17 protein-coding genes and 1 CRISPR repeat array are annotated in these 21,253 nt (G+C 70.5%); of the genes, 15 read left to right on the forward strand and 2 right to left on the reverse strand.

Annotation, left to right across the window (positions count from 1 at the left end):
• The first annotated feature begins 21 nt into the window (after window positions 1-21).
• Window positions 22-1,044: an SGNH/GDSL hydrolase family protein gene (locus VFR90_RS06410; RefSeq protein WP_326405268.1), complete on the forward strand. Its 1,023-nt coding sequence runs from the start codon at window positions 22-24 to the stop codon at window positions 1,042-1,044.
• A gap of 172 nt (window positions 1,045-1,216) precedes the next feature.
• The gene (locus VFR90_RS06415) at window positions 1,217-2,302 is read left to right on the forward strand and encodes an SGNH/GDSL hydrolase family protein (protein WP_326405269.1); all 1,086 of its coding nucleotides are present in this window, start codon (window positions 1,217-1,219) and stop codon (window positions 2,300-2,302) included.
• Window positions 2,303-2,402: 100 nt separating this feature from the next.
• Here the strand turns inward: VFR90_RS06415 and VFR90_RS06420 are convergent, their stop codons facing one another.
• The gene (locus VFR90_RS06420; RefSeq protein ID WP_326405270.1) at window positions 2,403-3,986 is read right to left on the reverse strand and encodes a D-alanyl-D-alanine carboxypeptidase/D-alanyl-D-alanine-endopeptidase; all 1,584 of its coding nucleotides are present in this window, start codon (window positions 3,984-3,986) and stop codon (window positions 2,403-2,405) included.
• 100 nt (window positions 3,987-4,086) lie between these two features.
• Between VFR90_RS06420 and tsaB the strand changes: the two genes are divergently transcribed.
• The 5 genes from tsaB to VFR90_RS06445 all read left to right on the forward strand — a co-directional run bounded on the left by tsaB (window position 4,087) and on the right by VFR90_RS06445 (window position 9,500).
• Window positions 4,087-4,818, forward strand: coding sequence for a tRNA (adenosine(37)-N6)-threonylcarbamoyltransferase complex dimerization subunit type 1 TsaB (gene tsaB, locus VFR90_RS06425; protein ID WP_326405271.1), 732 nt, complete (start codon window positions 4,087-4,089; stop codon window positions 4,816-4,818).
• A 10-nt stretch (window positions 4,819-4,828) separates the two neighbouring features.
• Window positions 4,829-5,335, forward strand: a complete 507-nt coding sequence (gene rimI / locus VFR90_RS06430; RefSeq protein WP_326405272.1) for a ribosomal protein S18-alanine N-acetyltransferase — start codon at window positions 4,829-4,831, stop codon at window positions 5,333-5,335.
• Window positions 5,322-6,179: a uracil-DNA glycosylase gene (locus tag VFR90_RS06435; protein ID WP_326405273.1), complete on the forward strand. Its 858-nt coding sequence runs from the start codon at window positions 5,322-5,324 to the stop codon at window positions 6,177-6,179. Before rimI ends, VFR90_RS06435 begins: the two co-directional genes overlap by 14 nt.
• Window positions 6,180-6,259: 80 nt before the next feature.
• A complete protein-coding gene (locus tag VFR90_RS06440) occupies window positions 6,260-8,329 on the forward strand; it encodes a putative bifunctional diguanylate cyclase/phosphodiesterase (protein ID WP_326405274.1) in 2,070 nt (689 codons plus the stop codon).
• A 70-nt stretch (window positions 8,330-8,399) separates the two neighbouring features.
• Window positions 8,400-9,500, forward strand: coding sequence for a DUF2855 family protein (locus tag VFR90_RS06445; protein WP_326405275.1), 1,101 nt, complete (start codon window positions 8,400-8,402; stop codon window positions 9,498-9,500).
• Window positions 9,501-9,503: 3 nt separating this feature from the next.
• Here the strand turns inward: VFR90_RS06445 and VFR90_RS06450 are convergent, their stop codons facing one another.
• On the reverse strand, window positions 9,504-9,992 hold the full coding sequence (locus VFR90_RS06450; protein WP_326405276.1) for a single-stranded DNA-binding protein: 489 nt from the start codon (window positions 9,990-9,992) through the stop codon (window positions 9,504-9,506).
• Window positions 9,993-10,164: 172 nt separating this feature from the next.
• Here VFR90_RS06450 and recQ point away from each other — a divergent pair, with 172 nt between their 5' ends.
• From recQ to cas2, 8 genes are read left to right on the forward strand one after another with little or no spacing between them, the layout of a single operon-like run.
• On the forward strand, window positions 10,165-12,069 hold the full coding sequence (recQ, locus tag VFR90_RS06455; RefSeq protein ID WP_414676499.1) for a DNA helicase RecQ: 1,905 nt from the start codon (window positions 10,165-10,167) through the stop codon (window positions 12,067-12,069).
• Between the two features lie 33 nt (window positions 12,070-12,102).
• Window positions 12,103-14,478 (forward strand): CRISPR-associated helicase Cas3', encoded by a 2,376-nt coding sequence (gene cas3 / locus VFR90_RS06460; RefSeq protein WP_326405278.1) that lies wholly within the window; start codon window positions 12,103-12,105, stop codon window positions 14,476-14,478.
• A 19-nt stretch (window positions 14,479-14,497) separates the two neighbouring features.
• Entirely contained in the window at window positions 14,498-15,163 is a 666-nt protein-coding gene (cas5c, locus tag VFR90_RS06465) for a type I-C CRISPR-associated protein Cas5c (RefSeq protein WP_326405279.1), read from the forward strand.
• Window positions 15,163-16,974 carry a type I-C CRISPR-associated protein Cas8c/Csd1 gene (cas8c, locus tag VFR90_RS06470; protein WP_326405280.1) on the forward strand — a complete coding sequence of 604 codons (1,812 nt, stop codon included), beginning with the start codon at window positions 15,163-15,165 and terminating at the stop codon, window positions 16,972-16,974. The genes cas5c and cas8c overlap by 1 nt, the downstream gene beginning before the upstream one ends.
• Window positions 16,975-16,976: 2 nt before the next feature.
• Window positions 16,977-17,876 carry a type I-C CRISPR-associated protein Cas7/Csd2 gene (gene cas7c / locus VFR90_RS06475; protein ID WP_326405281.1) on the forward strand — a complete coding sequence of 300 codons (900 nt, stop codon included), beginning with the start codon at window positions 16,977-16,979 and terminating at the stop codon, window positions 17,874-17,876.
• Window positions 17,877-17,917: 41 nt separating this feature from the next.
• Window positions 17,918-18,577 (forward strand): CRISPR-associated protein Cas4, encoded by a 660-nt coding sequence (cas4, locus tag VFR90_RS06480; RefSeq protein WP_326405282.1) that lies wholly within the window; start codon window positions 17,918-17,920, stop codon window positions 18,575-18,577.
• 21 nt (window positions 18,578-18,598) lie between these two features.
• Entirely contained in the window at window positions 18,599-19,645 is a 1,047-nt protein-coding gene (cas1c, locus tag VFR90_RS06485; protein WP_326405283.1) for a type I-C CRISPR-associated endonuclease Cas1c, read from the forward strand.
• A 14-nt stretch (window positions 19,646-19,659) separates the two neighbouring features.
• Window positions 19,660-19,950, forward strand: coding sequence for a CRISPR-associated endonuclease Cas2 (gene cas2 / locus VFR90_RS06490; RefSeq protein WP_326405284.1), 291 nt, complete (start codon window positions 19,660-19,662; stop codon window positions 19,948-19,950).
• Between the two features lie 217 nt (window positions 19,951-20,167).
• Window positions 20,168-21,198: direct repeats of the CRISPR family, unit length 37 nt; unit sequence GCGTCGCTCGTCTTCATCGACGAGCGTGGGTTGAAAC.
• The last annotated feature ends 55 nt before the right edge of the window (window positions 21,199-21,253 follow it).

The following is a 21,253-nucleotide window of genomic DNA, read 5'->3' on the forward strand; positions in this document are numbered from 1 at the left end:
GCGCCCCCATCTGGAGCCAGCATGTCCCGAGGCCTCGAACCCATCCGCCGCGTGCTGTCCCGCGCGGCCCGTCCGGCGGCGCTGCTCGCGCTGGCGCTGCTCGCGTCCTGCGGCGGCGGCGACCGCGTCAGCACCTTCCGGCCGACGCGCATGGTCGTCTTCGGCGACGAGAACAACGTGATCGTCGGCCCGAGCGGCAGCGTCGTCGATGTCGCCGGCACCACCGTCACCGCACAGCCCGGTGCGAAGTACACGGTCAACGCGCTGGCGCTCAACGCCGACGGCACGCCGGCCGGCGGCCTCGCCTGCAGTTCGAACCCACTGTGGTTCCAGGTCGTCGCGGGGCTGTACGGCTTCGGCTTCGCCGAGTGCAACCCCTACACCGGCAGCGCGGTGGCCGGCTTCAATTTCTCGCGCGTCGGCGCGAGGGTGGGCGACGTCGCGGCGCAGGTCACCGCGGCCAACGCGGCGCTCGGCGGCTTCACCGGCACCGACCTGGTGATGGTGATGGTCGGCCAGCGCGACATCCTCGAGGCCTACGCGAACTACCCCGCCCAGAGCGACGCCGCCGTGGTGGCTGCCGCCGAGGCCGCCGGCCGCGCGCTCGGCAACCAGGTCAACGCGATCGCCGCGGCGGGCGGCAAGGTGCTGATCGCGACCGTCCCCAACCAGGCGACCACGCCGTTCGCCTACGCGCAGAACCTGCTCAGCCCCGAGCGCAGCGGCGTGCTGCAACGCATGAGCGAACGCTTCAACGCCGCGATGCGCGCGACCATCGTCAACGACGGCACGAAGATCGGCCTGGTGCAGGCCGACGAGCAGGTGCAGCTGATCGTCAACAACCAGTCGATCTTCGGCTACGTCAACGGCAGCAGCGCCGCCTGCACGACAGCGGCCCCGCTGCCGAACTGCACGACCTCGACGCTCGTGCCCGGCGCCACCAGCGCCAACTACGTCTGGGCCGACGACCTGCACCTGAACGTCGACATGCACATCCGCATCGGCAACATCGGCTCCACGCGGGCGACGAACAACCCGTTCTGAACCGGCCCGCCGCCTGACGCGATGGCGGCGGCCGGGTTTTTCCGGTCGCGCGGCCGGCGCGGCTGTCCTTAGAGTGGCTTTGTCAAAAGCACGATCGTTCGTTCGTCGTGCTTGCGGGATGTGCCGGGCGGCCCGTCGTCCGGCGCCCGCGGAAGCCCCGAGGACCACGCCCATGAACTTCCCAGCCTTTCGCAGCGCCCGCCGCTGCGCCGCCGCCGCACTGACCGCCTGCGTCGCGAGCTTCGCGCTCGTCGCCTGTGGCGGCGGCGACGACGACACCCCTGCCTACACCACGACCGTCAGCTTCGGCGACAGCCTCTCCGACGTCGGCACCTACCGCACCGCCACCGTCGCGCAGCTCGGCGGCGGCAAGTACACGGTCAACGGCGGCGGCCCGATCTGGGTCGAGCGCGTCGCCGCCGACCGGGGCCTCGCGGCGCCGTGCGCGGCGCAGGTCGGGCTGGTGTCCTCCGGCCCGCTCGCTGCGTTCGCGCAGACGCCGACGACGCAGCCCAGCTGCAACGGCTACGCGCAGGGCGGCGCGCGGGTCACGAACCCGGTCGGTCCCGGCAACGCGGCGCTGCTCGCGCTGGGCGACAGCAGCGGCGCGCTCGGCCAGCTCACCGTGCCGGTGACGACGCAGATGGACCGCTGGCTCGCCGCCAACGGCGGCCGCTTCAACGGCCGCGAGCTCGTGCTGGTGCTGGCCGGGGGCAACGACCTGTTCATCAACCTCGGCAGCATCGGCGCGAGCCCGGGGCAGATCACCGCGCAGCAGGCGGTCGCGAACATGGGCGTCGCCGGCGGCGAACTCGCCACGCTGGTGAGGACCAAGCTGCTCGCCAACGGCGCGAAGTTCGTCGTGGTGGTGAACCTGCCCGACGTGAGCCTGACCCCCTTCGCGCTGGGCCTCGACGCGCCGTCGCAGGGCCTGATCAACACCATGTCGACCACCTTCAACACCCAGCTCGCCGCCGGCCTGAACGGCGTGGCCGACGTGCTCTACGTCGACGCCTACACGCGCGGGCGCGACCAGGCGGCGCGGGCCTCGTTCTACGGCTTCACCAACGTGGCGACGCCGGCCTGCAACCTCGCGGCGCTGCAGCCTTCCACCTCGCTGATCTGCACCACCTCGACGCTGATCCCCGGCGACACCAGCCGCTACGCCTACGCCGACGGCGTGCACCCGACGCCCTACAGCCATCAACTGCTGGCCGACTACGTCCTCGCGCGCATGAGCGAAGTCGGCTGGAGGTGACGGACGCCCACCCCCGTTGCGGCTTCGCCGCTCCCCCTCGAGGGGGCGCCGCTGGCAGACCGGCGGAGCCGGATCTGCGGCTGCTGCTGGTGGGACAGCCTTAGCGGCCGCTGTCTTCCGCGGCCCACTGCACCAGCGCATCGAGCACCGGCCGGCCCGCCAGCGCGTTCGGGTGGTTGAGGATCGCGACGAACACGTAGCGCCGTCCCGAATTCGCGAGCACGTAGCCGGCCAGTCCGGAGGCGTCGCGCAGCGAGCCCGTCTTCAGGTGCGCACGGCCCAGCGCGGTGCCCCATGAACGGCCGGGCCGGCGCGCGGTGCCGTCGAGGCCGCTGACGGGCAGCGAGCCGATCAGCTCCGGCATCACCGGGCTCGACCACAGCGCCTGCAGCCACTGCCCCATGCAGCGCGCGCTGCTGCGCGAGTGGCGCGACAGGCCCGAGCCGTTGTCGACGACCAGCTCGGCGTCCGCGCAGCCGGCGCGGCTCTTCACCTGCGCGCGCACCAGCTCGCGCGCGGCGTCCGCGGTCGGGCCGGCGAGCCGCTGGCTCGGCGGCAGCGCCGGGTCGGCGTCGGCGACGAACACCTCCGGCGGCAGCGGCTGCGCCGCCCCGGTGGCGAGCGCCGCGCGCAGCGCCGGCCCGGCCTGCCAGCCGAGCGTGAGGAACAGCTGCTGCGCCATCACGTTGTTCGAGAACTTGTTGATCTCGCGGATCACCGAGGCCACCGGCGCCGAGCCGAACTCGAACAGCGGCACCGCGCCCGCCGGCGTCGTGGCCTCGCGAACCCGGCCCGTCAGCCGTGCGCCGGTCTCGCGCCACAGCGCATCGACGAGCCGCGCGTTGAAGCTGCGCGGCTCGGCGAAGGCAAGCGGCCAGCTCTTCTCGCCGCAGGCCAGCGGGTAGGTGCCGATCAGGCGCAGCCGGGTCGGCTCGGTCACGTCCAGGCGCAGGCCGCCGCGCCAGTCGCCGCAGTCGCCGGCGGACAGCGGCACGGTGGCGTCGATCTGCACGCCGGCCAGCGGCACGTCGGCCGCGACGCGCGCGACGCCGCGCTGCACGTCCGGCGCAAAGGCCAGCGTCAAGGCCTTCAGGTTGAGCATGAGCGCGTCGGGGCGCACGTTGTAGGGCCGCAGCCGTTCGCCGTCGAACTCGCCGGGGTCGGCGGCGTCGGCGCCTGTGAGCACGAAGGCCGAGTTGTCGAGCAGGATGTCGCCGCGCACCTCGCGGATGCCGCGCTGCTGCACCTGGCGCAGCATCAGCCACAGCCGCTCGACGACCAGCGTCGGGTCGCCGCGGCCTTGCAGGATCAGATCGCCTTGCAGCACGCCGTCGCTCACCGTGCCGTTGACCAGCACCGGCGTCGTCCAGCTCCACGCCGGCCCCAGCACCTCCAGCGCGACGCCGGTCGTGTACAGCTTCATCAGCGAGGCAGGATTGACCGGCTCGCCCGCGCGCCACGCGAGCCGCGCCGGCTTGCCGTTGCCGACCTCGGCGACGTAGACGACCAGCGCCTCGGGCGGCAGCTGCACGCGCCGCAGCGCGCTCTGGATCGACGGGGGCAGTTCCTCGGCGGGCGCGGGCGGCGACGCGGCCGCGGCGCAGCCGGCTTGCGCGAGCAGCATCGAGCAGGAGCCGGCGGCGATCGTGGCCAGGCGCCGCAACACGCGGCTCGTGATGGACATGCGACCGATGGTAGTGGGCGCTTCCGGGCGAAGAAGCGACCGCTAAACTGAATCGGCCCGATGCGCGGCCCGCGCGGCATCGACGCCCAGCCCCAAGCCCATGAACGATCGCGCCGCCCACGCGCCCTGCCTGCTCGCGATGGACACCGCGAGCGGCACGCTGCACCTCGGCCTCCTCCACGACGACGTGGTCCGCAGCCGCGCCCTGCCCGGCGGCGCGCTCGCGTCGACGCAGCTGCTGCCGGCCCTGCAGGCGCTGCTCGCCGAGGCCGGCCTCGGCTGGCGCGCGCTCGACGCGATCGCCTTCGGCCGCGGCCCCGGGGCCTTCACCGGCGTGCGCACCGCCTGCGCGGTCGCGCAGGGCCTGGCCTTTGGCGCGGGCAAGCCGGTGATCGCGATCGACACGCTCGCGGCGATCGCCGAGGCGGCGCATCAGGGCGGCGCGGGCAGCGAGCTGTGGGTCGCCATCGACGCCCGCATGGGCGAGGCGTATGCCGCGCGCTACCGGCGGCTCGGCCCGGGAAGCTGGCTGGAAGTCGAGGCGCCGGCGCTGCACGCGCCGGCCGCGCTCGCGGCGCGGATCGCAGGCGCCAGCGCGGAAACGGGCGCGCTGCAGGTGGCCGGCAGTTCGCTGCTCGCGCATGCCGCGGCCTGGTCGGCGCTCGACCGCGTGCGCTGGCCGCACGCCGTCGCGCACGGCGCCGCCTTGCTGGCGCTCGCCCGCGGCGCGTGGTCACGCGGACTCGGGCTCGATGCGGCCGAAGCGCTGCCGCTGTACGTGCGCGACAAGGTCGCCCAGACCGCTGCCGAGCGCGCCGCGGCCGCGGCCTGAGCAGCCGGCGATGAGCGCGCAGCCCCAGGCCCCCGCCGCCACCGCGCCCGCGCCGCAGCTCGCGCCGATGAGCGCGGCCGACCTCGACGCGGTCGTCGCAATCGAGCAGGCGCTCTACGACTTCCCGTGGACCCGCGGGAACTTCGTCGATTCGCTGCATGCCGGCCACCTCGCCTGCGTGCTGCGCGAGACGGCCGGACTCGCCGGCTACTTCATCGCGATGAGCGGCCTGGAAGAGATGCACCTGCTCAACCTCAGCGTCGCCGCCGACCGCCAGGGCCGCGGCCACGCGCGCGCGATGCTCGACGCGCTGGTGCACGAAGCCAGGCGGCGCGCCGCGAAGGAGCTGTGGCTGGAGGTGCGGCCGTCGAACCTGCGCGCGCTGGCGCTCTACCAGCGCTACGGCTTCGTGCGCACCGGACTGCGCCGCGCCTACTACCCCAACCACGGCCGCCGTCGCGAGGACGCCGTGGTGATGAGCCTCGATCTGCAGGAGCGCGCCGATGGCCTGGGATGAACGCCAGCGCCGCATGCTCGAGGCGATGGGCATCCGGCTGTGGGCGCCGGCCGTGCGCGAGGCTCGCGAGGAGGTGGAGGATCGCGAGGAGGTCGAGGAGGGCGAGGCAGTCGAGGCGGCCAGCGCCGAAGCGGCTGCCGAAACGCTTCGGCGGCAAGCGCGTGTCGGGTCGGTCGGCTCGCCGGGGCCCGCTTCGAAGGTCGCAGCCGCGCCGCCCCGCGCCGAAGCCGCGCCGCCGGCCGCACTCGACGCGCTCGACTGGCCCGCGCTGCGTGCCGCGGTCGCCGCCTGCACCGGTTGCGGGCTGTGCGCGACGCGCACGAACACCGTCTTCGGCGTCGGCGCCGCGGGGGCGCAGTGGATGGTCGTTGGCGAAGCGCCCGGCGAGCAGGAGGATCGCGCCGGCGAGCCCTTCGTCGGCAAGGCCGGCCAGTTGCTCGACCGCATGCTGCGGGCGATCGACGTCGAGCGCGCCGACGACGACGGCGAGCCCGGGCGCCGTGCCTTCATCTGCAACGTGCTCAAGTGCCGTCCGCCCGGCAACCGCAACCCGACGCCGGACGAGGTGCGCCGCTGCGAGCCCTTCTTGCGCCGCCAGGTCGCGCTGCTGCAACCGCGCATCGTGCTGGCACTCGGCCGCTTTGCCGTGCAGGCGCTGCTGGGCAGCGACGAGCCGATCGGCCGGCTGCGCGGCCGCGTGCATCGCTACGAGGGCCGCCCGCTGGTCGTCAGCTACCACCCGGCCTACCTGCTGCGCAACCCGGCCGACAAGGCGCGCGCCTGGGACGACCTCTGCCTCGCGCGCGAGACCCTGGCCGCCGCCGTGGCCGACGCGCCCCCCTGAAACGCGGGACGCATTCCGGCAGCCGCCGCTGCCTATCATCCGCGCGCCGTTTTGCGCTCCCTCCGTGGAGGGAGGCCCCGATGTCGTCCTTGCCCTTCGAAGCCCCGACCGATGCCGCGGCCGTGCTCGCGCCGGCCACGCTGCTGCGTTGGGCCGACGCGCTGCCGGCGCTGCTGGCCTGCTACGACGCCGACACGCGCGCCTGCGTCTACGCGAACGCGCGCCACGCGGCGCTGCTCGGCGACACGAACCTCGCCGAGCTTGAGGCCGGCCGCGGCCGCCGGGCCGAGCTCGCGCGCGGCATCGTCGATGCGATCGAGCGGCTGCGCGCCGGCGCGGCGAGTGCGCGCTTCGAGGCGCCGCTCGCGCACGGCGAAGGCCGCAGCGCCTGGGCCGAATTCGAGCTGCAGCCCGAGCGCGACGCCGACGGCCAGCTGCGCCGCTGCCTCGTCTTCGCGGTCGACGTGACGCGCCACGCCGCCGCCGAGCGCGCGCTGCGCGAATCGGAGGAGCGGCTCGCGAAGTTCATGCAGGCGAGCCTGGAGGGCATCGTCTTCCACAAGGGCGGCTTCATCGTCGATGCGAACGAGGCGGCGCTTGATTTGCTCGGCCACCGGCTCGACGAGGTGCTGGGCCGCCCGACGCTGGACTTCGTCGCGCCCGACGAAGCGGAGCACGTCGCCACGGTGCTGCGCGCCGGCGTCGACACCCGCTACGAAAGCGCGGTGATCGACCGGGCCGGCCGGCGCATCCCGGTCGAGTTCATCGTGCGCACCATGCAGCGCGACGGCGAGCGCCAGCGCATGACGGTCATCCGCGACCTGCGCGACCGGGATGCGGCGCGCACGCACATCGAGCGGCTCGCGCAGCACGACGAGCTGACCGGCCTGCCGAACCGGCGCGCCTTCATGCGCAGCATCGAGGCGCGGCTGGAAGCGGCGCGCGCGGCCGGCGAGCCGCTGGCGCTGCTGGTGATCGACCTCGACCACTTCCGCCGCATCAACGATTCGCTCGGCCACGGCATCGGCGACGCGGTGCTGCAGCGCGTGGCGGAATGCATCCGCGCGGTGCTGCGCGCGAGCGACGAGGTCGCGCGCTTCGGCGGCGACGAATTCATGGTGCTGGTCGGCGGCGGCCCGCAGCGCGCCGACGTGGCCGACGTCGCGGCGAAGCTGCTCGAAGCGATCGGGCGGCCGCTGATGGTGGCCGGCGCGCCGACCGTCTCGCTGATGCCGTCGATCGGCATCGCGATGTTCCCCGGCGACGGCGCGAGCCCGGCCGAGCTGATCCGCCATGCCGACACCGCGATGTACCGCGCGAAGGCGCGCGGGCGCGCGACGACGCAGTTCTTCGAGCCGGCGCTGGCCAGCGACGCCTACGCCGCGCTGGTGCTGGAAGACGAGCTCGGCCGCGCGCTCGAACGCGGCGAGTTCGAGCTGCACTACCAGCCGCAGGTGCGCGCGCGCGACGGCGTGCTGGTCGGCGCGGAGGCGCTGATCCGCTGGCGCCACCCGCAGCGCGGCCTGCTGGCGCCGGCGCACTTCATCGGCCTGGCCGAGGAGCAGCGGCTGATGCAGCCGATCGGCGCCTGGGTGCTGCGCGAGGCCGCGGCCGCCGCGCGCCGCTGGCGCGACGCCGGCGCGCGCGCGCTGCCGGTCGCGGTGAACCTTTCGGCGCGGCAGTTCCAGGGCGACGGCTTCGTCGACAGCGTGGCCGACGCGCTCGAGCGCAGCGGCCTGCCCGGCCACCTGCTCGAACTCGAACTGACCGAGCGCATGCTGATGAACGAGCTCGCCGACGTGAGCCCGAAGCTGGCCGAGCTGAAGTCGCTGGGCATCCGGCTGTCGGTCGACGATTTCGGCACCGGCTACTCGTCGCTGGGCCAGCTGAAGTCGCTGCCAATCGACAAGATGAAGATCGACCGCAGCTTCGTCAGCGACCTGCCCGAGGCGCGCGACTCGGTCGCGATCGCGCGCGCGGTCATCCAGATGGGCCGCAGCCTCGGTATCGCGGTGATCGCCGAGGGCGTCGAAACGCCGGCGCAGCGCGACTTCCTCGCCGGCGAGCGCTGCGACGAGCTGCAGGGTTTCGCGATCAGCCAGCCGCTGCCGGCGGCGGCCTTCGACGACTGGGTCGCGCAGCGGCACTGAGCCCGGTCTGTCGCTTCGGCGACCGCGCCGCCCGACCCGCTTCGTAAGCTCGCCGTCGGAGGAGGCGACGATGGCGGCGACGACGATCACCCGGCTGCTGACCGACCGGCGCGACATCACGCAGCTGCGCATCGACCGGCGCGACGCCGTCGACGCGCTCGATGAAGGCGAAGTGCGCGTTGCCGTGCGCCGGCTCGCGCTGACGGCGAACAACGTCACCTACGCGGTGTTCGGCGATTCGATGCGCTACTGGGACTTCTTTCCGACCGGCGTCGAAGGCTGGGGCGCGGTGCCGGCCTGGGGCTACGCCGACGTGCTCGACTCGCGCGCGCCGGGGCTCGACGCGGGCGAGCGGCTCTACGGCTACTGGCCGATCGCGAGCCACGCGAAGCTCGTGCCGGTGCGCATCGGCGCGCTCGATTGCCGCGACGGCGCGCCGCACCGCGCCGCGCTGCCGGCCGCCTATCAGCACTACGGCCGCTGCGCCGCCGATGCAGGCCACGCAGCCGACGACGAGCCGCTGCTCGCGCTGCTGCGCCCGCTCTACCTGACCGCCTGGCTGCTCGCCGACTTCCTTCGCGAGACGGCGCCGGCCGGCGCGCGGCTTGTGATCTCGAGCGCTTCGAGCAAGACGGCCTACGGCTGCGCCGACGCGCTCGGCGCGGCCGCGGGCCTGCGCCGCATCGGCCTCACCTCGCCGCACCATCGCGGCTTCGTCGAAGCGCTCGGCTGCTACGACGCGGCCCTCGGCTACGACGCGCTGGAGGCCGCGCTGCCGCCCGACACGCCGACGCTCTACATCGATTTCTCCGGCGACGCCGCGCTGCGCGAGCGCGTGCACCGCCACTTCGGCGCCGCGCTGACCCACGACGTGGTGATCGGCGCGACGCACAGCCTGCAGCCGCCGGCGCCCTACGACCGCTCGCTGCCCGGCCCGCGGCCGAGCTTCTTCTTCGCGCCTGCCCGGATGGCCGAGCGCAGCGAAGCCTGGGGCGCGGCCGAGCTGCACCGGCGCCTGGCCGCGGCGCAGCGCGAGTTCATCGCGAAGGTGAAGCGTGGGGGCTGGATCGAGGTCGTCGAAACGCAGGGCTTCGACGCGGCCCGGCAGGTGCTGGGCGAGTTGATCGCCGGCCGCGTCGACCCGAGGCGCGGCCAGGTGGTGAACCTCTAGCGGTCAGAACGGGATGTCGTCCTCGATGTCGTCGAAGCCGGTGGCCGACTTCGACGGCGCGTTGCCCGAGCGCGGCGCGGGCCGCGACGCCGGAGCACGCGCCGGGCGCTCGCCGCCGCCGTAGCCGCTCTCGCTTGCATCACCGCCGCCCATGCCTTCGCGGCTGCCGAGCAGCTGCATCTCGGTCGCGATGATCTCGGTCGTGTACTTCTCGATGCCGTCCTTGTCGGTCCACTTGCGCGTCTTGAGACGCCCTTCGATGTAGACCGAACGGCCCTTCTTCAGGAACTCGCCGGCGATCTCGGCGAGGCGGTCGCGGAACACGACGCGGTGCCACTCGGTTTCTTCCTGGCGCTCGCCGCTGGCCTTGTCCTTCCAGTTGCGAGACGTCGCGATCGTCACGTTGCAGATCGTGCCGCCGTCGGGGAAGCTGCGGATCTCCGGATCGCGGCCGAGGTTGCCGACGAGGATGACTTTGTTGACCGAGGCCATGGCGCGCTCCGCGAAACAGGGTGGACGAGAGGGGTGCGCGGAATTATGACGAGCGCTCCCGCGTGCCCCTTCGCTCGCAGGGGGCGGGATGCTCGTCGGGCCGATGGCGCGCGGCGTGCCACTGCAACAATCGCCGGCTTCCGAGTCGCCGCCGTTTCCTCCAGCCCCGTTCGTGAGCTCGCCGCCCCCGCCTGCCGCCACCGCCGACGCCGCGCACGCTGTGCTGCAGCAGGTGTTCGGCTATGCGAGCTTCCGTGGCGCGCAGGCGCCGATCGTCGAGCGCGTCATCGACGGCGGCGACGCGCTGGTGCTGATGCCCACCGGCGGCGGCAAGAGCCTGTGCTATCAGGTGCCGGCCATCGTGCGGCATCGCATGGGGCGCGGCGTCGCGATCGTCGTGAGCCCGCTGATCGCGCTGATGCACGACCAGGTCGGCGCGCTCGAGGAAGCCGGCGTGCACGCCGCCTTCCTCAATTCGACGCTCGAGTTCGGCGAAGTCCAGCGCATCGAAGGCGAGATGACCAGCGCCCGGCTCGTGCTGCTCTATGCCGCGCCCGAGCGGCTGACCACGCCGCGCATGCTCGGCCAGCTGCGATCGCTGCACGAGCGCGGGCTGCTCAGCCTGTTCGCGATCGACGAGGCGCATTGCGTCAGCCAGTGGGGCCACGACTTCCGGGAGGACTACCTCGGCCTGCACGTGCTGCACGAGCAGTTCCCCACCGTGCCGCGCATCGCGCTGACCGCCACCGCCGACGAGCACACGCGCGCGGACATCGTCGAGCGCCTCGCGCTGCACGACGCGCGCGTCTTCGTCAGCAGCTTCGACCGGCCGAACATCCGCTACCGCGTGGTCGAGAAGGACGATCCGCGCAAGCAGCTGCTGCGCTTCGTGCGCGACGAGCACGAGGGCGAGGCCGGCATCGTCTACTGCCAGACGCGCAAGAAGGTCGAGGAGACCGCGGCCTGGCTCGCCGCCGAGGGCGTCGAGGCGCTGCCGTACCACGCGGGCCTCGATGCGGCGGTGCGGCAGAAGCACCAGAACCGCTTCCTTCGCGAGGACGGCATCGTGATCGTCGCGACCATCGCCTTCGGCATGGGCATCGACAAGCCCGACGTGCGCTTCGTCGCCCACCTCGACCTGCCGAAGAACATCGAGGGCTACTACCAGGAGACCGGCCGCGCCGGCCGCGACGGCGAGCCGGCCGAAGCCTGGATGGCCTACGGCCTCGCCGACGTGGTGAACCAGCGCCGCATGATCGACGAGAGCCCGGCGGCCGACGAGTTCAAGCGCCTGCAGCGCGGCAAGCTCGACGCGCTGCTCGCGCTGGCCGAGGCGCACGACTGCCGGCGCGCGCGGCTGCTGCAGTACTTCGGCGAAGCGAGCGAGCCCTGCGGGACGCACCAGCACGCCTGCGACAACTGCCAGAACCCGCCGGCGGTGTGGGACGCCACCGAGCCGGCGCGCAAGCTGCTCAGCTGCATCCTTCGCTTCGGTCAGCACGGCCAGGGCCCGCGCTCGTTCGGCGCCGGCCACCTGATCGACGTGCTGCGCGGCAAGGCGACCGACAAGGTCGCGCAGTACGGCCACGGGTCGCTCAGCACCTTCGGCATCGGCGCCGACCTCTCCGAAGCGCAATGGCGCGGCGTGCTGCGGCAGCTGGTCGCGCTCGGGCACGTGGTGGCCGAGGGCGAATGGAACACGCTCGCGCTGACGGCCAGTGCGCGCGCGGTGCTCAAGGGCGAAGTGCCGATCCGGCTGCGCGTGCCGAGCGAGGCTTCGGTCGCGTCGCGCCGCCGGCCGGCCGCGGGACGCGCCGGCTCGAAGGCCAAGGACGCGCCGGCCGACCTCGACATCGCCGCGCAGGGCCGCTACGACGCGCTGCGCGCCTGGCGCAGCGAAGTCGCGCGCGAGCACAACCTGCCGAGCTACATCGTCTTCTCGAATGCCGCGCTCGCCGAGATGGCGCGGCACGCGCCGGGCTCGCTCGACGAGCTCGCGCAAGTCAACGGCGTCGGCGAGAAGAAGCTCGAGGCCTACGGGCGCGAGATCCTGCGGGTGCTGGGAAGCGTGAGCTGACTCCTAAGACCGACGGAGGCAAACGGTGGGGCGTTGGCTAGCATCGCCCACCCCCACCCGCCGAGCACGCGATTGAACGACTCCCACTGGGCGCACCAGCGAGCCGATCCAGACTCCGGCGAGGTTCTGGTGCATGGCTTGGTGGACCACTTGCAAGCCGTGGCCCAATTGGCTGCTGGCTTCTCCGGCGGCGACTCAGCCGACCTCGCTTATCTGGCCGGCCTGTGGCACGACCTCGGCAAGTACCGGCCGGGCTTCCAGCGCTACATCCGGCAGAACGCCGACGCGCACATCGAAGGCCGCGTTGCCGATCGCGACAAGACCCATTCGGCTGCTGGCGCACTGCATGCGATGTGCGAACTTGACCGCCGCTGGCCCGGCGTGGGCGGCCTCGCAGGCCGCGTGCTCGCGTATGTGATTGCGGGTCATCACGCGGGGCTGGCCGATTGGATCGGCGGGCTAGACGACCGCCTCTTCGGCCAACGCCAGAGCGATAGCCAGCTGGAGTACGAGCAAGCCCGCGGGGCGTGCCTGCAGGCGGGCTCCGGGTTGCTCGAACCTCCGGTCGGCTTTGACCCCACGAGAGCCCTGCGCACAGCACCGGGCCTGCACGGCAGTGCGCATCGGCTGGCCGGGTCGATTTGGGTGCGCATGCTGTTTTCCGCGCTGGTCGATGCCGATTTCCTTGACACCGAAAACTTCATGAACGCCGTGCGGGGCCGCGCGCGTCACGCGTTTCCTCCGGTCTCCCATTACCTTCGGCGGCTCGACGCACGCCTGGACACGATGGCCACGCGGGTCCGGCAAGCCGGCCGGCAGGACGACGCGGTGATGCGTGCACGTTGCAGCGTGTTGGACCAATGCCGCGCCAAGTCGGCACTCGCCCCCGGCGTGTTCACGCTCACCGTACCCACTGGCGGCGGCAAGACGCTGTCGTCGCTGGCCTTTGCCTTGCAGCACGCGGTGCGGCACGGGCAGCGGCGTGTGATCTACGCGATTCCTTACACCAGCATCATCGAGCAGACGGCCGAGGTGTTTGCCGACATCTTCGGTGCCGAGAACCTCGTCGAGCACCACAGTCAGGCCGAGGCCGATGACCGGCGCGACACACAAGCCAGCCGCCTCGCGTGCGAGAACTGGGATGCGCCGCTGGTCGTCACTACCAACGTGCAGTTGTTCGAGTCCTTGTTCGCCTCGCGCACCTCGCGCTGCCGCAAGCTGCACAACGTAGCGAACAGCGTCATCGTGCTCGACGAAGCGCAGCTCTTGCCGCCCGACTTTCTGCAGCCGATCCTCGATGCGCTCAACGTGCTGGTGGCGCACCATGGAGTCACGCTGCTGCTGTGCACCGCCACCCAGCCGGCGCTCACCACCCGCAGCGAGTTGGACGCCCGCCGCAATCTGCGCGGTTTGCCGGAGCCGACACCGATCATCGATGACGAGGCCTCGCTGTTCGCCGCGCTGAAGCGCGTGTCGATCCGCTGGCCCGCTGACTTGCTCGCACCGACCGGCTGGCTGCCCGTCATCGACGAGCTGCTTGGCCACGGATGCGTGCTCGTGATCGTGAACACCCGCAAGGACGCGCACGAGCTGACCCGAGCCCTGCCCGCAGGCACGCTGCACCTGTCGGCCGCCATGTGCGGTGCGCACCGCAAGGCGGTGATCGACGAGATTCGTGCGCGGCTGCAAGCGCGGCGCGAAGGCGATGCGCGGCCGTTGCGCGTGGTCAGCACGCAGCTCGTCGAAGCCGGTGTGGATCTGGACTTCCCGGTGGTTTATCGCGCGCTCGCGGGGCTCGATTCCATCGCCCAGGCCGCAGGCCGCTGCAACCGCGAAGGCCGGCTTGCGCACGGCGAAGTCGTGGTGTTCGTGCGCGAGGTGCCGCGCACGCTGGCCGGCTTGCGCGCGGGTGTCGAAGCCACGCGCAGCGTGTTGGCGCAAGGGCTGGGCGACGCGCCCGGGCCTGCGGACTTCCGGAGGTACTTCGAGGACTACTACCGCAGCCAGCGGCTCGACCGCCACGACGTCGTTGCCGACCTCGACGACCACGACCGCAAGCTCGTCTTCGCCTTTCGCACGGCGGCGGGGAAGTTCAAGCTGGTCGATGACCAGGACCAAGCCACGTTGCTCGTGCCTTGGCATCGCTACGACGACGACCCGCGCCATGCGTCCCTGGCCGGGCAGCTCCAGAAGCTGGCCGACGGCGCGACCGACCGTTGGCTGCTGCGCGCAGTGCAGCGCTACACCGTCGGCGCGCGCCAAAAGGAGATCGACACGATGCAGTTGCTTGGCGACGTGAAGGAGCTGGTGCCCGGCCTCTACCTGTTGATCGACGAACTGCGCTACGACCGGCGCTTCGGGCTGCTGCCGAAGGGGGCGATGCTCGATGCGGCCACGCTTGTGCAGTGAGTGATGAAAGGAGATGCACATGAAACGCTACGTCCTCGAAATCTCCGGCGACCACGCCTGCTTCACACGACCCGAGATGAAGGTTGAGCGCGTGAGCTACGACGTCATCACGCCTTCGGCCGCACGCGCGGTGTTCGACGCCATCCTGTGGAAGCCGGCGATCCGTTGGCATATCCGGCGGATCGAGGTGCTGCGGCCCATCCGCTGGATCAACTTGCGGCGCAACGAAGTGGGCGCGGTGATCTCCACGCGCAACGTACAGGAGGCGATGACCGAAGGCAGCTTCGACCTCGCGCTCTACGTGGAAGAAGAGCGCCAGCAACGCGCCGGGCTCTTTCTGCGCGACGTCGCCTACCGCGTGCATGCCGACCTCGCGATCGACCCGAGCCGCGATCCTGCGCCGGCCGCCAAGTGGCACGAGATGTTCGAGCGCCGCGCCGACCGCGGCCAGTGCGTGAACCAGCCCTACCTTGGTTGCCGCGAGTTCGCAGCGCGCTGGCGGCGTGTCACGTCGAATGCCGGCGAACCACCGCCGATCGCCGAAGACCGTGACCTCGGCTGGATGCTGCACGACCTCGACTTCAGCAACCCCGCCGATCCCAAGCCGGTGTTCTTTCGCGCCGAAATGCGGGCCGGTGTCGTCGAGTGCGATCTGCGCGAAGTGCAGCGGGAGGTGGCGCGGTGATGCTGCAAGCGCTGGCGCGGCTCTACGAGCGCCGCAGCCGCGACGCCGATCCGGCGCGGCGGCTGCCGGCCTACGGGCTCGAAGACAAGGACATCCCTTTCGTCATCGAGCTGAACACCGACGGCACCGTGGTGCAGTTGCGCGACACGCGTCGGCTGGATGGCAAGAAGCTGCGCGCGGAGTCCTTCCTCGTCCCGCAGGGCACCAAGCGTGCAGTGAACATCGCGGCGAACCTGTTGTGGGACACCGTCGAGTACACGCTGGGCGTCAGCGGCCGGGGCAATCCCGAGCGCGTGGCACTCCAGCACCTTGCTTACCGCGCCCGCATCGCAGCCCTTTCGCCCGCTGCGCAGGAAGACGCCGGCTTGCGCGCGGTCAAGGCGTTCCTGCACATGGACGGCGAAGGCCGACCCGACTTGGCACCGCTGCAGTCGAGCCCCGTCTGGGCCGAAGTGTTGGAAAGCAATGCCGTCCTCAGCTTCCGGCTGGTCGGCGACGCCGGCCTCGTTTGCCAACGCGACGTCGTGTATCGGGCCGCGCTTGCATCCGCCAACGCCGACGATGAGGCTGCGAGCACAGGCTTGTGTTTGGTCGACGGGGCCGAAGCACCGATCCAGCGCCTGCATGGCTCGATCAGGGGCGTGTGGGGCGCGCAAAGTTCGGGCGCAAGCATCGTCTCGTTCAACCTCGACGCCTTTGCGTCGTATGGCAAGACCCAGGGCGCGAACGCTCCCGTCGGCCAGCGTGCCGCGTTCGCCTACACGACGGCGCTCAATGCGCTGCTCGATCGCGACTCGCGCAACCGGGTGCAGGTCGGTGACAGCTCCACCGTCTTCTGGGCCGACAGCGACGAGGGGCAGACGTCCCGCTTCGATTCCGAGTTCACGCTGGCCGACCTCTTCGGTGAACCGCGCGCCGACAACCCGGATCGAGGCCGCGATGCCGTGAAGGCGTTGTACGAAGCGGTGCGCGGCGGCAAGCTGACGGTGAGCGAGGGCAAGACACGCTTCTACGTGCTTGGCCTCGCGCCGAACGCAGCGCGCCTGAGCGTGCGCTTCTGGTTGCCCGGCGTGCCCTTCGCCGAACTGGCGCCGCGCATCCTTCGGCACTTCGACGATCTGAAGATCGCGCCGCGCTACGACAGCGACCCGCTCACGCCTTCGCTGTTCCGACTGCTGTCGTCGCTGGCCTTGCAGGGCAAGCTCGACAACGTGCCGCCACGGCTGGCCGGCGAGTGGATGCGCGCCATCCTCGAAGGCTCGCCCTATCCGGCCGTCTTGCTGAACGCCGCCGTCACGCGCTGCAAAGCCGAGCGCGAGGTGAGCTACTTGCGCGCCGCCGTGCTCAAGGCGTGGCTCAACCGCGACTGGCGCCGTCAGCACCCGCAAGCCCAGCCCGATCACGCTCACCACAAGGAGACGCTCGACATGGAGCAAGCCGATTCCGCCTACCGCCTGGGGCGGCTGTTCGCCACGCTGGAGCGCATCCAGGAGTTCGCGCAGCCCGGCATCAACGCCACCATCCGTGACCGTTACTACGGTGCAGCCTCGACCACGCCGGTGGCGGTGTTCCCCACGCTGCTGCGGTTGAAGAACGCGCACCTCAAAAAGCTGCATGAAGGGCAGGTGGTGAACTTCGAAAAGCTGATCGGCGAAATCCTCGCGCCGCTGACCGACTTCCCGCGCCACCTCGCACTGCCCGACCAAGGCCGCTTCGCACTCGGCTACTACCAGCAGCGCCAAGCTTTCTACACACGCAAGTCAGAGGCCGCGACCGAAGCCTCGAACGACATCCCACCCAAGGAGGCCTGACCATGCCCGCCATCGCCCACCGCTACGACTTCGTGCTGCTGTTCGACGTGAAAGACGGCAACCCCAACGGCGACCCCGATGCCGGCAACCTGCCTCGACTCGACGCCGAGACGGGTCATGGTCTCGTCACCGACGTTTCGCTCAAGCGCAAGCTGCGCAACTTCGTGCAGATGGCCAAGGGTGCGCAGCCGCCCTACGACATCTACATCAAGGAAAAGGCGGTGCTGGAGCGCACACACCGTGCGGCGTACAAGGCCATCGGTGCCGAAGAGGAACTGGCCGAGGGCGACGACAAGGGCAAGAAGAAGCGCAAGGGCAGTGCTGACAGCGTGGACAAGGCGCGCCAGTGGATCTGCACCAACTTCTTTGATGTGCGCACCTTCGGTGCGGTGATGTCCACGGGCGTGAACTGCGGCCAGGTGCGCGGGCCGGTGCAGCTGACCTTCGCGCGGTCCGTCGACCCGGTGATCGCCACCGAACACTCGATCACTCGCATGGCCGTTGCCACCGAGGCCGAGGCCGAGAAGCAGGACGGCGACAACCGCACCATGGGCCGCAAGCACACCGTCCCCTACGGCCTGTACCGTGCTCACGGCTTCGTCTCGGCCTTCCTCGCGAAGCAGACCGGCTTTTCCAACGAAGACCTCGACCTCTTCTTCACCGGCCTGGGACAGATGTTCGAACACGACCGCTCGGCCGCGCGCGGCGAAATGTCTACGCGAGGGCTCTACGTTTTCAAGCACGACAGCGAACTTGGCAATGCCCATGCAAGTGACCTGTTCGATCGCATCACCATCAGGCGTCTCAGTGACGCGCCGCCACGCGGCTTTGCGGACTACGCGGTGAACGTGAACGACGCAGCCTTGCCGACCGGCGTGGCTTTGCTGCGCAGGCTCGGGTAAGGCGGCTCGGTCGCAAGTGCGGCGGGTTCAGGGTTCGGCCAATGGACGACACCGCAGCCGTGCCCCTGTCGGCCCTGCAGCACTGGGCCTACTGCCCTCGCCAGTGCGGCCTCATTCATCTGGAGCAAGCTTTCGACGACAACTTGCACACGCTGCGCGGGCAGGCCACGCATCGCAAGGTGGATGCTCCCGGCGTCGAGACGGCCAAGGGTCTGCGTGTCGTACGTGCCGTACCGCTGTGGCACGACGAGCTGGGTCTGGCTGGCAAGGCGGATCTGGTGGAGTTCGCGCCCGACGGCAGCGCGTACCCGGTCGAATACAAGCAAGGCTCCCGACACAAAGCCGCCGACATCGCGGCCTGCGACGAGCTGCAGCTCGCCGCGCAAGCGGTATGCCTTGAAGCAATGACCGGCCGGCCCGTCGACGAAGGCGCGATCTACTACGCAACGTCGAAGCGGCGCCGCACGGTGCCGATCACTCCGACGCTGCGCGCGGAAGTGGCCGTTGCGACGCAGGCGGTGAAGGAGATGCTTGACCGCCAGACCTTGCCAATACCGCTGCTCGGCGAGGCCGCGAGGCAGCGCTGTCGAGGCTGTTCGCTGCGTGAACGTTGTCAGCCTGAGGCGGCGGCGCCCGCCTCGTTGCGCACGGGAGGCGACGCGCTGTTCGACCCGGACGCGCCGCTCGCGAGCAGCGGCTGAGCCAGGTTAAAGAGACGAGCGATGGAGCTGCTCAACACGCTGTACGTCACCACGCCGGGCAGCTACCTGCGCCTGGATAACGACACGCTGCGCATCGAAGTTGAACAGGAGACGCGGCTGCGCGTGCCGCTGCATCATCTCCAGGCCGTGGCCTGCTTCGGCCACGTGAACCTGTCGGCGCCGCTGATGCACCGGCTTGCTGAGGCCGCCATCGCGCTGGTGCTGCTGGACGAACACGGCCGCTTCAAAGCCCGGCTCGAAGGGCCGACCAGCGGCAACGTGTTGCTGCGTCGAGCTCAACATCGGCTCGCGGCCGACGCTGCGGCGAGTCTGCCCGTGGCGCGCGCCTTCGTCGCCGGCAAGCTTCGCAATACCCGCAGCGTGATGCAACGCGCAGCGCGCGAGGCCAAACAACCGGATGACGCCGCCAATCTGACACGCGCTGCCGACGACCTTGCCGCAAGCCTTCGTGCCGTACCGGCCGCCGCCACGCTAGACGCGCTGCGTGGCGTCGAAGGCGAAGCCGCGCGCCAATACTTTGCGCGCCTGGGCCTCGTGGTCCGTGCCGACCTGCGCGAGCCCTTCGCCATGGACGGCCGCAGCCGGCGACCGCCGCGCAACCGGCTCAATGCGCTGCTGTCCTTCCTGTACTCGATGTGGATGAACGACTGCCGCAGCGCGCTCGAAGCGGCGGGGCTCGATCCTCAGGTCGGCTTGCTTCACGCGCTGCGTCCCGGGCGTGCGGCGTTGGCGCTCGATTTGATGGAAGAGTTTCGACCGATCGCCGACCGGTTGGCCCTGACCTTGATCAACCGTGCGCAGCTCGGCCCCGAAGACTTCACGCTCCACGACGGCGGCGCCGTGAGCCTGGCGACGGCGGGCCGCAAGGCTGTGCTCGTCGCGTTCCAGGCGCGCAAGCAGGAAGAGATTTCGCACCCCCTTCTGGCGCAGCCTATGCCGCTTGGCTTGGTGCCGCTGGTTCAGGCTCGGCTGTTGGCGCGTGTGGTGCGCGGCGATGTCGATGCTGATGGCGCAGCGGCGTGCTACGTGCCGTTTCTCATCAAATGATGGCGCGTCGGACGATGCTGATCATCGTGTGCTACGACGTGAGTACCGAAGATGCTGCGGGGCGGCGCCGGCTGAGGCGCGTGGCTCGGGTGTGCGAAAGCGTTGGCCAAAGGGTGCAGAAGTCGGTATTCGAATGCGACGTGGACCTCGCTGGCTTCGAGAGCCTGGAGCGGCGCTTGCTGGACACCATCGACAGCGCCCAGGACAACCTGCGTCTGTACCGCTTACCCGCATCGCGCGGCGCCGAGGTGCGCGAGCATGGCCGCTTCAAGGCGACTGACTTCGATGGGCCGCTGGTGGTGTGAGCGCCTACGGCGCCGTAATCTTTGACAGTGGCTAGCTGCTGCGCGAACCCCAAGTGAGCTGCAAGATGGCAGCCGGTTCGCGCAAGACGCAAAGTATTGATCGCTTGAGGTTTTTGTGAGCGGGCGTGTAAAGCCTATGGCGCAGGACGTTCTTGAACCACCGTTTCGCGCGTCAGGGGCAACCACGCCTGTCGCGACAATGACTTGCGCTTGAAGCGCGTCGCTCGTCTTCATCGACGAGCGTGGGTTGAAACAACGCGCCGGAGCTGTGGCAATGGCTGCGCTGAGCGTCGCTCGTCTTCATCGACGAGCGTGGGTTGAAACGCGTGAGCCGCGAGACGTGGAAGCACGGACCGCCGCGTCGCTCGTCTTCATCGACGAGCGTGGGTTGAAACCTGACGGCACCGCGCTCGCGATGCACCCGCTGCGCGTCGCTCGTCTTCATCGACGAGCGTGGGTTGAAACCGCCAATCGCTTCGCCAGTTGATCGAGCGACTCGCGTCGCTCGTCTTCATCGACGAGCGTGGGTTGAAACGATTGCGGCCGGATTGGCGTCCACCACCTCCAGCGCGTCGCTCGTCTTCATCGACGAGCGTGGGTTGAAACTCGCCTCCGTCCCCGGCCAGTACGTATCCCAGGGGCGTCGCTCGTCTTCATCGACGAGCGTGGGTTGAAACGTTGTACCGGTCGCCGTTGTTGCCGCTGCCGATCGCGTCGCTCGTCTTCATCGACGAGCGTGGGTTGAAACTCCGAAGACGAGGCCAACCAGGCGGCGGGGCGATCGCGTCGCTCGTCTTCATCGACGAGCGTGGGTTGAAACCAAGCGTAGATGGTGGGAGAACCGTAGCTGTCCAGCGTCGCTCGTCTTCATCGACGAGCGTGGGTTGAAACTCCACTGGTGGGCGACCGGAGCCGGAACCGTGGGCGCGTCGCTCGTCTTCATCGACGAGCGTGGGTTGAAACCCTTCCGCGATCTCGTTTGCGAGCTTGGTGACGTGCGTCGCTCGTCTTCATCGACGAGCGTGGGTTGAAACCAGGTGCAGCTGCCGCTGTCGGTCGAGCCGTGGAAGCGTCGCTCGTCTTCATCGACGAGCGTGGGTTGAAACGAGCACCGCGACACACTCGGCCAGCGCCTGCGACGCGTCGCTCGTCTTCATCGACGAGCGTGGGTTGAAACACTGCGATCGTCGCCGGCGTCACGCAACCGATCGGCGTCGCTCGTCTTCATCGACGAGCGTGGGTTGAAACACAACGCTCGAGCTCGCGGCGCTGCAATCGCTGGGCGTCGCTCGTCTTCATCGAC

The organism is Methylibium sp. (genome assembly GCF_035762065.1).
Taxonomy (GTDB): domain Bacteria; phylum Pseudomonadota; class Gammaproteobacteria; order Burkholderiales; family Burkholderiaceae_C; genus Methylibium.